The organism is Mesorhizobium sp. LNHC209A00, from assembly GCF_000502915.1.
In the GTDB taxonomy this organism is placed as follows: Bacteria; Pseudomonadota; Alphaproteobacteria; order Rhizobiales; family Rhizobiaceae; genus Mesorhizobium.
This window is the reverse complement of sequence record NZ_AYWT01000005.1, coordinates 169,434-182,337: the sequence shown is the minus strand read 5'-3', so window position 1 is coordinate 182,337 and position 12,904 is coordinate 169,434. Positions and strand designations below refer to the sequence as shown.

At 64.0% G+C, this 12,904-nt stretch carries 11 protein-coding genes; 2 read left to right on the top strand and 9 right to left on the bottom strand.

Annotated elements, in window-relative coordinates; genetic code table 11:
• Nucleotides 1–16 precede the first annotated feature (16 nt).
• Nucleotides 17–1,429 (bottom strand): glucuronate isomerase, encoded by a 1,413-nt coding sequence (uxaC, locus tag X739_RS150455; protein WP_031252060.1) that lies wholly within the window; start codon nucleotides 1,427–1,429, stop codon nucleotides 17–19.
• Nucleotides 1,430–1,580: 151 nt separating this feature from the next.
• Between uxaC and X739_RS150460 the strand changes: the two genes are divergently transcribed.
• Complete coding sequence (locus X739_RS150460) at nucleotides 1,581–3,113, top strand: mannitol dehydrogenase family protein (RefSeq protein WP_023771759.1); 1,533 nt, start codon at nucleotides 1,581–1,583, stop codon at nucleotides 3,111–3,113.
• Between the two features lie 112 nt (nucleotides 3,114–3,225).
• Here the strand turns inward: X739_RS150460 and X739_RS150465 are convergent, their stop codons facing one another.
• The 8 genes from X739_RS150465 to X739_RS150500 all read right to left on the bottom strand — a co-directional run bounded on the left by X739_RS150465 (nucleotide 3,226) and on the right by X739_RS150500 (nucleotide 12,095).
• Nucleotides 3,226–3,633, bottom strand: a complete 408-nt coding sequence (locus X739_RS150465) for a F0F1 ATP synthase subunit epsilon (protein WP_023771760.1) — start codon at nucleotides 3,631–3,633, stop codon at nucleotides 3,226–3,228.
• A 111-nt stretch (nucleotides 3,634–3,744) separates the two neighbouring features.
• Nucleotides 3,745–5,337 (bottom strand): F0F1 ATP synthase subunit beta, encoded by a 1,593-nt coding sequence (gene atpD, locus X739_RS150470; protein ID WP_023771761.1) that lies wholly within the window; start codon nucleotides 5,335–5,337, stop codon nucleotides 3,745–3,747.
• A gap of 70 nt (nucleotides 5,338–5,407) precedes the next feature.
• Nucleotides 5,408–6,292, bottom strand: coding sequence for a F0F1 ATP synthase subunit gamma (locus tag X739_RS150475; RefSeq protein WP_023771762.1), 885 nt, complete (start codon nucleotides 6,290–6,292; stop codon nucleotides 5,408–5,410).
• Between the two features lie 46 nt (nucleotides 6,293–6,338).
• Complete coding sequence (gene atpA / locus X739_RS150480; protein ID WP_015315171.1) at nucleotides 6,339–7,868, bottom strand: F0F1 ATP synthase subunit alpha; 1,530 nt, start codon at nucleotides 7,866–7,868, stop codon at nucleotides 6,339–6,341.
• Entirely contained in the window at nucleotides 7,868–8,428 is a 561-nt protein-coding gene (locus tag X739_RS150485) for a F0F1 ATP synthase subunit delta (protein ID WP_023771763.1), read from the bottom strand. The genes atpA and X739_RS150485 overlap by 1 nt, the downstream gene beginning before the upstream one ends.
• Before the next feature lie 246 nt (nucleotides 8,429–8,674).
• Complete coding sequence (locus X739_RS150490; RefSeq protein WP_023771764.1) at nucleotides 8,675–9,070, bottom strand: DUF4345 family protein; 396 nt, start codon at nucleotides 9,068–9,070, stop codon at nucleotides 8,675–8,677.
• Between the two features lie 96 nt (nucleotides 9,071–9,166).
• On the bottom strand, nucleotides 9,167–9,862 hold the full coding sequence (locus tag X739_RS150495) for an aspartate/glutamate racemase family protein (RefSeq protein WP_023771765.1): 696 nt from the start codon (nucleotides 9,860–9,862) through the stop codon (nucleotides 9,167–9,169).
• Between the two features lie 49 nt (nucleotides 9,863–9,911).
• Complete coding sequence (locus tag X739_RS150500; protein ID WP_023794832.1) at nucleotides 9,912–12,095, bottom strand: primosomal protein N'; 2,184 nt, start codon at nucleotides 12,093–12,095, stop codon at nucleotides 9,912–9,914.
• Between the two features lie 91 nt (nucleotides 12,096–12,186).
• On the opposite strand from X739_RS150500, the gene fsa reads away from it, so the two are divergent.
• Complete coding sequence (gene fsa / locus X739_RS150505) at nucleotides 12,187–12,843, top strand: fructose-6-phosphate aldolase (RefSeq protein ID WP_023771766.1); 657 nt, start codon at nucleotides 12,187–12,189, stop codon at nucleotides 12,841–12,843.
• Nucleotides 12,844–12,904: the final 61 nt, after the last annotated feature.

The following is a 12,904-nucleotide window of genomic DNA, read 5'->3' as shown; positions in this document are numbered from 1 at the left end:
AATCGAAACGCCCGGCTCAGAGCCGGTACGCATTCTTGGCAAGCGTGTAGGCAAGCTCCTTCGCGAGTTCATGCGCCTCCTCCTCACGCAGCCTGTGCTCGGCGACGAGACGCGCCAGGAACGCACAGTCGACCCGCCGTGCCACGTCATGGCGGGCCGGGATCGACGGAAAGGCGCGGGTGTCGTCGTTGAAGCCGACCGTGTTGTAGAAGCCGGCGGTCTCGGTGGTCATCTCGCGGAACCGGCGCATGCCTTCCGGGCTGTCGTGGAACCACCAGGCCGGCCCGAGCTTCAGCGCCGGATAGACGCCGGCCAACGGCGCCAGTTCGCGCGCATAGCTGGTCTCATCCAGCGTGAACAGGATGACGGTCAGGTCACGCTCCAGCCCGACGCAGTCCAGCAATGGCTTCAATGCCGTTACATAGTCGGTCCGGGCCGGGATATCGAAACCCTTGTCCCTGCCGAATTTCTGGAAAGCAGAAGCCGAATGATTGCGCATGGAGCCGGGATGGATCTGCATGACCAGCCCGTCGTCCCGGCTCATCTTGGCCATCTCGGTCAGCATCTGCGCGCGAAACAATTTTCGCTCGCGCTCATCCTGCGAGCCGGCGCGGACCCGGTTGAACAGCTCCTGCGCCGCCGCGTCGGAAAGATTGGCGGTCTCCGCCGTCGGATGACCGTGATCCGACGACGTCGCGCCGAAGCTCCTGAAGAAGGCGCGCCGCTGGCGATGCGCGTCGAGATAACCGGCCCAGGTCCCGGTGTCGCAGCCGGTGATCTCGCCGAGCCGATCGAGATTGGCCGAAAAGCCTTCGAAATCCGGATCGACGACGGCGTCCGGCCGATAGGCGGTGACAACACGGCCCTCCCAGCCGCTGTCGCGGATCATCTGGTGCCATTTGAGATCGTCGAGCGCGCCTTCGGTCGTCGCGATGACCTCGATGTTGAAGCGCTCGAACAGCGCCCGAGGGCGGAAGTTCTCCCACTGCAGCAGCGTTGCGATCGTATCGTAATGACGGTCGGCGGTCGCGGCGCTCAAAGGCTCTTCGATGCCGAACAGATGCGCAAGGACATGGTCGAACCACAACCGGGTCGGCGTGCCACGGAAGAGGTAATAGTGTTCGGCGAACAGCCGCCAGATCGCCCTGCCGTCGGTCTCGACGGGCGCACCATCGAGGGTCGGCACGCCGAGAGCCTCCAGCCGCACGCCCTGACTGAACAGCATGCGAAAAATATAGTGGTCCGGCACGATGAGCAGTTGCGCGGGATCGGGGAACGGCTCGTTCAACGCATACCAGCGCGGGTCGGTATGGCCGTGAGGACTGATGATCGGCAGGTCCTTGATGCCGGCGTAGAGAGCGCGGGCGATCGACAGCGGACGCGCCTCGGCTGAAAACAGCAAATCCGCATTGGTCAGTGCCACGGCCATCCTCCGGCTCCATGGGTAGGATCGGTCAGAAATAATGTCAACATACAAAAATCTGGTTGTTGTATGATGACTCCTAAGCGAAGCTAAGCATTGTCGGCGGACGCCGTCAGTGTTACCCCGCAAACCGTTCCATGAGATGAGTGCCGAATTGATGACAGACCGCCGCCTTTCCAACCGCACGGCGCAGGCATTGCCGGTCAAGGTCGCCGCGCCTCGATATGATCGTGGCGCGATCACGCCGGGCATCGTTCATCTGGGCGTCGGCGCCTTTCACCGCGCCCACCAGGCCGCTTATATCGATGAATGCCTGGCGGCCGGCGAAACGGACTGGGGCATATCAGGCGTGTCGCTGCGCAGCGCCGATACGCGCGACGCGCTGGCGCCGCAGGACGGGCTATACACCTTGGCGGTGCGCGGCAGCGGCGGCGAGAAGCTGCATGTCATCGGCTCGATCGGCTCGCTGCTGGTGGCGCCGGAAGACCCGGAAGCGGTTCTGGCGGTGCTGGCCGATCCGCGGACCCGCATCGTGACGCTGACGATCACCGAGAAAGCCTATTTGCGGGCGGCCGGAGGCGGATTGGACGCGGCGCATGCCGACATCGTCCACGACCTTGACAACCCGCGAACACCGAAGACGGCGCATGGTTTTCTGACCGAAGCGCTCGCCCGGAGGCTGGCTGCTGGCACACCGCCCTTTACCGTGCTTTGTTGCGACAACCTGCCGGCCAACGGCGCCACCTTGCACCGGCTGCTGATCGAATTCGCCACGCGGCGCGATGCCGGTGCCGGTTCGGCGGCCGATGCCGGAATGGCCGACCACATCGCCGGTCACGTCGCATTTCCGTCAAGCATGGTCGACCGCATCGTGCCAGCCACGACCGATGCCGGCAGGGCGCGGATAGCGGGCGAACTTGGTGTCGACGACGCCTGGCCGGTGATGACGGAACCCTTCCGCCAGTGGGTGATCGAGGACGATTTCCCGACGGGCCGTCCGGCCTGGGAAAAATTCGGCGTCACCATGGTTGGGGATGTCGCTCCCTTCGAGGACATGAAGCTGAGGCTGCTCAACGGCGCGCATTCGGGCATCGCCTATCTCGGCCTGCTCAGCGGCCACGCGACGGTCGACAGCGCCTTCGCCGATCCGGCGATCCGGCGGTTCGTCGACGCGCTATGGCAAGAGGCCATAACAACGTTGCCGGACGATGCCGGCCTCGACCCATCAGCGTATACGGCTGAGCTTGCGGAGCGTTTTTCAAACACGGCACTTGCCCACCGCACGGCGCAGATCGCCAATGACGGCAGCCAGAAACTGCCGCAGCGCATTATCGCCTCGGCTGTCGAGTGCCTCGAAGCCGGCACCGAGCTGGTCCATCTCACGCTGGTGGTGGCTGCCTGGATCGCCGCCTGCGCGGCGCGCGGAAAGGCGTTGCCGGAAGGCCATTTCACCGATCCGCTCGATGCGCCGATGACCGCGCTTTTGGACCAGCAGCTGCCGGCGAACGAAACCGTGACGGCGGTGTTTGACATGGCCGGCTTCGCCCGGGATCACGCCGAGCGCCAGACGCTGATGGAACTCGTGGCCGTCCATCTCGTCCACCTGCGACGAGACGGCCCGACTTTGGCCTTCGCCGCGCTCGGCATAGAAGCTGAAGGACAGCAAGGCGCGAGCGGTACAGAACCTTGATTCGTCGTGCACCTCCAGCACCGCCGCCACACCAACTCTCACGCCACAATAGCCCGACAAACAAAAAAAGCGGGGCAAGGCCCCGCTCCAATCCGTCACCTTGAGACGAGTTTCAGGCCGGCAGGATCGCGCCTTCCAGCGTGGTGAGCTGGCTAAGGAATTGTTCGGCCTTGCTGCGCGACTGATCGTCCTTGGCGTCCGCGGCATCTTCCCTGGCTTCCTGGATGCGGCGGGTGAGATCGGCGCGGTCGACGTCCTTCACCGCGACAGCCGATTCCGCCAGCAGCGTGCAGCCGGCCGGGACGATGTCGGCGAAGCCGCCGAACACGACATAGCGTTCCTCGCTCCCCGAGGCGCTCTTCACCGTGACGACACCCGGCTTGATCGTGGTCATGACCGGCGCGTGATGAGCCATGACGGTCATCTCGCCTTCGGCGCCTGGAATAACGACGGATTCGACCTCGGCGGAAACCAGCAGGCGTTCCGGCGAAACCAGTTCGAACTTGAAAGCTTCAGCCATGTCAATTTAGCGGGTAGGGAATAGTGAGTAGTCGATAGTGATGGGAGCACGAAACGCCCAGGTCACGCCGCTATTCTCTTCTCGCTGCCCACTACTCCCTATTCGCTTGATTTACGCCGCTTCTGCCGCGAGGCGCTGTGCCTTCTCGACCGCTTCCTCGATGCCGCCGACCATGTAGAAGGCGGCTTCCGGCAGGTGGTCGTAGTCGCCGTTGCAGAGGCCCTTGAAGCCCTTGATGGTGTCGGCGAGGTCGACGAGCTTGCCAGGCGCGCCGGTGAACACTTCGGCGACGAAGAAGGGCTGTGACAGGAAGCGCTCGATCTTGCGGGCGCGGGCCACCGTCTGCTTGTCCTCTTCCGAGAGCTCATCCATGCCGAGGATGGCGATGATGTCCTGCAGCGACTTGTAGCGCTGGAGGATCGACTGCACCTGGCGGGCGACGCCATAATGCTCGTCGCCGACGACCAGCGGGTCGAGCATGCGCGAAGTCGAGTCCAGCGGATCGACGGCCGGATAGATGCCCTTCTCGGCGATCGAACGGTTGAGCGTCGTCGTCGCGTCAAGGTGAGCGAACGAGGTCGCCGGTGCCGGATCGGTCAAGTCGTCGGCCGGCACGTAGATCGCCTGCACCGAGGTGATCGAGCCCTTGGTGGTGGTGGTGATGCGTTCCTGAAGCGCGCCCATGTCGGTGGCGAGCGTCGGCTGGTAGCCCACGGCCGACGGGATGCGGCCGAGCAGCGCCGACACTTCGGAACCCGCCTGCGTGAAGCGGAAGATGTTGTCGACGAAGAACAGCACGTCCTGGCCCTGGTCGCGGAAATATTCGGCGACCGTCAAGCCGGTCAGGCCGACACGGGCGCGCGCGCCCGGCGGCTCGTTCATCTGGCCGTACACCAGCGCTGCCTTGGAGCCTTCGCCGCCGCCCTTCTTGTTGACGCCGGATTCGATGAACTCGTGATAGAGATCGTTGCCTTCGCGGGTGCGCTCGCCGACGCCGGCGAACACCGAGTAGCCGCCATGCGCCTTGGCGATGTTGTTGATCAGTTCCTGGATCAGCACGGTCTTGCCGACGCCGGCGCCGCCGAACAGGCCGATCTTGCCGCCCTTGGCGTAAGGCGCCAAGAGGTCGAGCACCTTGATGCCGGTGATCAGGATCTGGGCTTCCGTCGACTGCTCGACATAGGTCGGCGCCGGCTGATGGATCGAGCGCATTTCGATTGCGTCGACCGGGCCTTCTTCGTCGACCGGTTCGCCGATGACGTTGATGATGCGGCCGAGCATGCCCGGGCCGACCGGCACGGTGATCGGAGCGCCGGTGTCGCGCACTTCCTGGCCGCGCACCAGACCTTCGGTGGAGTCCATCGCGATGCAGCGCACGGTGTTTTCACCCAGATGCTGGGCAACTTCGAGCACCAGGCGGTTGCCGACATTGGTCGTCTCGAGCGCGTTCAGGATCGCCGGCAGGTGATCGCCGAATTGCACGTCGACAACGGCGCCGATGACCTGCCGAACCCTGCCGACAACGCCGGTGGCTTTCGTGACCACGGCCTGCGTCTTGGCAACCACGGCCTTGGCCGGCGCTGCTGCTGCCTTGGCCGGAGCAGCTTTTGCCGCCGCCGGAGCCCTGGCCGCCTTCACGGGGGCTGCTGCCTTGGGGGCTGCCGTCTTCGGAGTTGCCTTCTGGGGGGTCGCTGCTTTCGCCATCGTCTTTACCCTTTTCGTCCTTTGTTTCTCACGCGGTCCGGTTCGCGGGAAAGTCACCCGCGGACCGCGCCTAGAGCGCCTCGGCGCCCGAAATAATTTCGATCAGTTCCTTGGTGATCTGCGCCTGCCGCTGGCGGTTGTAGGTGATCGACAGCTTGTTGATCATCTCGCCGGCGTTGCGCGTCGCATTGTCCATGGCGCTCATCTTGGCGCCCATTTCGCCGGCGGCGTTTTCGAGCAGCGCCCGGAAAACCTGCACGGAGATGTTGCGCGGGATGAGGTCGGAGAGGATTTCGCCCGGCTCCGGCTCATATTCATAGACGGCGCTGCCGCCATCCACCGCCGCGGCCGGAGCCGAAGCGACGCCGGCCGGGATGATCTGCTGCGCGGTCGGGATCTGGCTGATCACCGACTTGAACTGCGAATAGAACAGCGTGCAGATGTCGAAGGCGCCCTCGTTGAACAGATGAATGACCTTCTTGGCGATCGCGTCGGCATTGACGAAGCCGAGCGTCTTGACCTCGCGCAAATCGACGCGGTCGATGATCATCGATGCATAGTCGCGGCGCAGGATGTCGAAACCCTTCTTGCCGACGCAGATGATCTTGACCTGCTTGCCATCGGCCAGAAGCCGGCGGATGTGATCGCGGGCAAGACGGGCGATCTGCGAATTGAAACCGCCGCACAGGCCGCGCTCGGCGGTGCAGACCACGAGCAGATGCACGGCGTCCTTACCGGTGCCCGTCATCAGCGCCGGCGCATCGCCGCCACCGCCGATCGCTTGGGTGATGTTGGCCAGCACGGAACCCATGCGCTCCGAATAGGGGCGCGCCGCTTCCGCCGCCTCTTGCGCACGGCGCAGCTTCGCCGCGGCGACCATCTGCATCGCCTTGGTGATCTTCTGCGTCGCCTTGACCGAGGCGATACGGTTACGAAGGTCTTTTAATGAAGGCATGCTTCAAACCTGATCCCGTCTTGTCTCATCCGGACTGGCGCTTCGCTCAGGCGAAGGTCTTGGCGAAGGCGTCGATCTCGGCCTTGAGCTTGGCGCGCAGATCGTCCGAAAGCGCCTTTTCCTTGCGGATGGCGTCGAGAACGTCCTTGCCCGCCGCACGCATGTGGCTGAGCAGGCCGTGCTCGAACTTGCCGACCTGGTTGACCGGCAGCTTGTCGAGATAGCCGTTGACGCCGGCGAAGATCACCGCGACCTGCTCTTCCGTCTTCAGCGGCGAGAACTGCGGCTGCTTCAGGAGTTCGGTCAGGCGCGATCCGCGGTTGAGCAGGCGCTGCGTGGCGGCATCGAGATCCGAGCCGAACTGCGCGAAGGCCGCCATTTCGCGGTACTGCGCGAGCTCGCCCTTGATCGAGCCGGCAACCTGCTTCATCGCTTTGATCTGCGCGGCCGAGCCGACGCGGCTGACCGAGAGGCCGACGTTGACGGCCGGACGGATGCCCTGGAAGAACAGGTTGGTTTCGAGGAAGATCTGGCCGTCGGTGATCGAGATCACATTGGTCGGGATATAGGCCGACACGTCGTTGGCCTGCGTCTCGATGATCGGCAGGGCGGTCAGCGATCCGCCGCCCAGATCGTCGTTGAGCTTCGCGGCGCGCTCGAGCAAGCGCGAGTGCAGGTAGAAGACGTCGCCGGGATAGGCTTCGCGGCCTGGCGGGCGGCGCAGCAACAACGACATCTGGCGATAAGCGACGGCCTGCTTCGACAGATCATCATAGCTGATCAGCGCATGCATGCCGTTGTCGCGGAAATATTCGCCCATGGTGCAGCCGGCGAACGGCGCCAGGAACTGCATCGGCGCCGGGTCGGAAGCGGTGGCGGCGATGATGATCGAGTATTCGAGCGCGCCGCGCTCTTCCAGAACCTTGACGAACTGCGCGACGGTCGAACGCTTCTGGCCGACGGCGACGTAGACGCAGTAGAGCTTTTCCTTTTCCGGGCCGTTATCGTGCACCGACTTCTGGTTGAGCATCGTGTCGAGGATGATGGCGGTCTTGCCGGTCTGGCGGTCACCGATGACCAGCTCGCGCTGGCCGCGGCCGACCGGGATCAGGGCGTCGATGGCCTTGAGGCCGGTTGACATCGGCTCGTTGACCGATTTGCGCGGAATGATGCCTGGTGCCTTGACGTCGACGCGCTTGCGTTCGGTCGCCTTGATCGGGCCCTTGCCGTCGATCGGGTTGCCAAGCGCGTCGACGACGCGGCCGAGCAGGCCGGGGCCGACAGGAACGTCGACGATGGCGCCGGTGCGCTTGACGATGTCGCCTTCCTTGATGTCGCGGTCGGCGCCGAAGATGACGACGCCGACATTGTCGGCTTCGAGGTTGAGCGCCATGCCGCGGATGCCGCCTGGGAATTCGACCATTTCGCCGGCCTGGACATTGTCGAGGCCATAGACGCGGGCGATACCGTCACCGACGGACAGCACCTGTCCGACTTCGGAGACCTCGGCCTCCTTGCCGAAATTCTTGATCTGATCTTTCAGAATTGCGGAAATTTCCGCGGCGCGGATGTCCATCAGCCGACCTCTTTCAGTGCAAGCTTGAGCGAATTGAGTTTGGTTTTGAGCGACGTATCGATCTGGCGCGAGCCCATCTTGACCACCAACCCGCCGAGCAGCGATGGATCGACGGTGACGGAAATGGCCACGTCCTTGCCGGCAACGCCCTTCAGCGCGGCCTTGAGTTCGGTCTGCTGGGCCGCGGTCAGCTCATGAGCCGACGTCACCTCGGCGGCAGCCTCGCCACGGTGCTCAGCGGCGATCTGGCGGAATGCCTTGATCATGCCGGGCACCGCGAACAGGCGGCGGTTCTTGGCGACGACGCGCAGGAAATTGCCGGTCAGACCGATGATGCCGGCCCTGTCGGCGATCGCCCCGATGGCCTTGGCCTGGTCCTCGCTGGAGAATACCGGGCTGTTGATCAGCCGGGTGAGGTCGCCACTGCCCGCGAGCATGGCCTCGAAACTGGTGAGATCGGCCTCGACCTTGGCGACGGAATTTGCCTGCGATGCCAGTTCGAACAGCGAACCGGCATAGCGTTCTGCGACACCTGAGATTGGCGATGACGATTGAGCCACGGACCGTCTTTTCTCTTGTCTGACAGGCCGCAGATTGTTGGCGCGAGCAAAAACTCTGGCTAAATCTTTGACCTTACTGCATTTTTTCAAGCACGGAGGCGCGGCTTCCGCTATCCCCGGCCGAAAGTCGATTGCCGTCTAGCACAGGCATTTTAAGACCGCAATGCGTCGTTCCGCATGGTTTTCAGGCACTATTGTCGCATCCGGCGAAAGATCAGCGTCCCGCGCGCCTGAATACCCCAGGATTCAGGGCACAAAGCCGAAGGCAAAGGCGAGCGGCAAGGCCGCGAGCGCCAATTCCACCACAATGGAAATCCAATTGAAAGGTGTATTGGCGCCATCCGACATCATCGACAGCAGCCGGCCGAAGGCAGTGAACAGCCATGAAAATCCGAGCGCCATGTAGACCAGCGGCTGCGCGAGCAGGATGCAGCACAGGCCGACTCCGAGATAAAAGCCCGACATGCGGCCGCGCCCCTCGGCGATCGCCGCCGCCTTCTCGGGTTTCGCCTGCAGGCGCAGGATACGGAACGCCAGCCCCGGCGCCAGGAAAAACAGAAGGCCGAGCAGCACGGTGAAGACCGCGCTCGACCAGGCCAGCCATTCGCCCTGGCTCGTCGGCCATGGAAGCGCAAAATCCATCGTGTCCCTCGAAATGCCCTGTTTTGAAAATCACCGACATTCTAGCGAAGGAAAGACCCGGCGCCAGATGGCTTCAGCCACTTTAGGAGACGCGCATCAACTCAGTGCGAATTCCACCGCCGCCTCGGCATGGATGCGCGTCGTGTCGAAAACCGGAATGTCGAAATCCTCCTGGCCGATGAGCATGGTGATCTCGGTGCAGCCCATGATCAGGCTGTCGGCGGCTTCGTCGCGGCGCAAGCGGTTTGCCTCGGCGACATAGGCCGCCTTCGAGGCTTCTGTGACGATGCCCTGACAGAGTTCTTCGTAGATGACGCGATGCACCATGTCGCGCCCGGCCGAATTTGGCACCACTGGCGACAAGCCATATTTGTCGGCAAGCCGGCCCTTGTAGAAGTCCTGCTCCATGGTGAACCGCGTTGCCAGCAGCGCTGGCCGCCGCAGGCCGGCCTGCCTGACCGTGGCCGCGGTTGCGTCGGCGATATGGATGAGCGGGATCGACACAGCCGCCTGCACCTGGTCGGCCAGTCTGTGCATGGTGTTGGTGCACAGAAGCAGGCCCTCCGCACCGCCGGCCTCAAGTTTGTGCGCGGCATCGATCAGCAGCGCGCCGGCACCGTCCCAGTCGCCATCATGCTGCCGTTCGGCAATCTCGGCGAAATCGAACGACCAGAGCAGCAGCCTCGCCGAATGCAGGCCGCCCAGCCGCTCGCGCACGATCTCGTTGAGCAGGCGGTAGTAGATGGCGGTCGATTCCCAACTCATGCCGCCGAGCAGGCCTAAGGTTTTCATCAGATCTTCCGTTTCTCTCGTCGTGACAGCTGGAGCTGAATTTGTGTTCCTACAAAAAGCTCTGCGGGTCGATGTCGACCTGCACCCGAACCGAGCCGCGCTGTTTCGGACCGTTGGCCAGCATGGTGCGGATGAACCCCTGCATGTCGGCGCGCCGTTCGCCCTGGATCAGCAGGCGGAAGCGGTGGCGACCGCCGAGCAACGATAATGGCGCTTCCGCCGGCCCTAGCACGAACAGATCCGACGCCTCCGGTGCGGAGCGGCGCAGGCCGCGTGCATGGGCTTCCGCTTCCGCCCGCGTCACCGCGCTGACGATGACGCCTGCCAGCCGGCCGAAGGGCGGCAAGGCAGCGCGTTCGCGCTCTGAAATCTCGCGCTGGTAGAAAGACTCGGCATCGCCGGAGACGATCGCCCGCATCACCGGATGGTCGGGCTGGAAGGTCTGCAGCAGGCCAAGGCTCTTCTTGCCGGTGCGGCCGGCACGGCCGGTCACCTGGCTGAGCAGCTGGAAGGTGCGCTCGGCGGCACGCGGATCGCCATTGGCAAGGCCTAGGTCGGCATCGACGACGCCGACCAGCGTCATGTTCGGGAAATTGTGACCCTTGGCGACCAGTTGCGTGCCGATGACGATATCGGCCTCGCCATTGGCGATAGCCTCCAGTTCCAGCCGCAACCGCCGTACACCCCCCATGATATCCGACGACAGCACGATGGTGCGCGCGTCCGGGAAATGCGTGACGACCTCTTCGGCGATGCGCTCCACCCCCGGCCCGCAAGCGACCAGATGGTCGAGCGTGCCGCATTCGGGGCAGGCTTCCGGCCGGCGCTCATTGTGACCGCAGTGATGACACACCAACTGGCCGCGAAAGCGGTGTTCGACCAGCCAGGCCGAGCACACCGGGCAGCCGAAACGGTGGCCGCAGACCCGGCATAGCGTCAGCGGCGCATAGCCCCGCCGGTTGAGGAACAGCAGCGATTGCTCCTTCTTCTCCAGCGTCTTGCGCATATGGTCGATCAGCACCGGCGACAGGAAGCCGCCACGCGCCGGCGGCGCGCGGCGCATGTCGATCGACTTGAGATCGGGAAGTGCCGCCTCGGCGAAGCGGGCGGAAAGCACAGCCCTGGCATAGCGGCCCTGGCTGGCGTTGACCCGGCTCTCGACCGAAGGCGTTGCCGACGCCAGCACGATGGGAAAGCCGCCAATATGGCCGCGCACGACAGCCATGTCGCGCGCATTGTAGAAAACGCGGTCTTCCTGCTTGTAGGCCGGGTCGTGCTCCTCGTCGACGACGATCAGGCCGAGCTGCTTGAACGGCAGGAAGAGCGCCGAGCGCGCGCCGGCGACGACACGCACGCCCCCTTCCGCCACTTGCCGCCAGACTTTTTCGCGCATCCTGGGCGGCAGGTCGGAATGCCACTCGGCCGGCTTGGCGCCAAAGCGCCCCTGGAACCGTTCGAGGAAAGCATGCGTCAGCGCGATTTCCGGCAGCAGGATCAGCACCTGTTTGCCCTGATCGAGCGCGGCGGCCACCGCCTCGAAATAGACCTCGGTCTTGCCCGAACCGGTAACACCATCGAGCAGCGAGACATTGAACGCGCCGGCCGCGACATTGGCGCGCAGCATCGACGCGGCGTCGTTCTGGTCCGGCATCAGGTCCGGCAGGGCATAGCTTGGGTCGGGTGCGGCCACCACAGGGCGCGGCGGGATCATCACCGTTTCGAACACGCCTTGCGCTTTCAGCCCCTCGATTACGGTCGACGACACGCCGGCGGCGTGCGCCAGCCCCGAGCGCGTCCAGGCAAGCCCTCCTTCGGCTGTCTCCAGCACCCGCGTCCTCGCATCGGTCATCCGATCCGGCATGACGAGTGTCCGCTGCAGCCCTTCGATCCAGGGTTCGGGATCGAAAGCTTCCGGCGCACGCAACAGCATGCGCGCCACCATGCCCGGCGCCGACAGCGTGTATTGCGCCACCCAGTCGACGAAGCGGCGCATGGCGCGGTCGATCGGCGGACAGTCGAAAACCTGTTCGATCGGGCGCAATTTCCTGGCATCGACCTGCTCGACCACGCCGTCCCAGACGATGCCGGCGACCTGGCGCGGCCCAAGCGGCACGCGCACGATCGAGCCCGGCACCACCCGCATGCCGGCCGGCACGGCATAAGTGTAGGGGCGTTCGGCCGGCATCGGCACCAGCACCGGTGCGGCTGCGACAAAGGGCGAATCTTCGATCATGAGGCGTGACCTTGCCCCGACTTTGGTCTAGATCAAAGAGCAAGGCTGAACGTGCCTTCCCAAGCACGACGAAATCGTCAGGAGACCCGCCATGAAATTTTTTGTCGACACCGCCGACGTCAAGGATATCCGTGAGCTGAACGATCTGGGGCTGCTCGATGGCGTCACCACCAATCCGTCGCTGATCCTGAAATCCGGCGGCAAGATCGCCGAGGTCACCAAGCAGATCTGCGACATCGTCAAAGGTCCGGTCTCGGCGGAAGTCGTGGCGAGCGAGTACAAGCAGATGATGGCCGAGGCCGAGGTGCTGTCCAAGATCGCGCCCAATGTGTGCATCAAGGTGCCGCTGACGCTGGACGGCTTGAGAGCCTGCAAGACGATCCGCACCGAGATGAACCGAATGGTCAATGTCACGCTGTGCTTCTCGGCCAATCAGGCGCTGCTCGCGGCCAAGGCCGGCGCATCCTTCATCTCGCCTTTCGTCGGCCGCGTCGACGATACCGGCGCGGACGGCATGGAACTGATCCAGGAGATCCGCCAGATCTACGACAATTACGATTTCCAGACCGAGATCCTTGTCGCCTCGGTGCGCACGGTGAACCATATCAAGCAGGCGGCGCTCATCGGCGCCGACGTCGTGACCGCACCGCCGGCGACACTGAAGGCATTGGTGAAGCACCCGCTTACGGACAAGGGTCTGGAGCAGTTCACCGCCGACTGGGCCAAGACCGGCCAGAAAATCGGCTGAGACTATTCAGCTCCAATGAAAAAGGCCGGGCAACCGGCCTTTTTGTTGGCGTCATGACAGC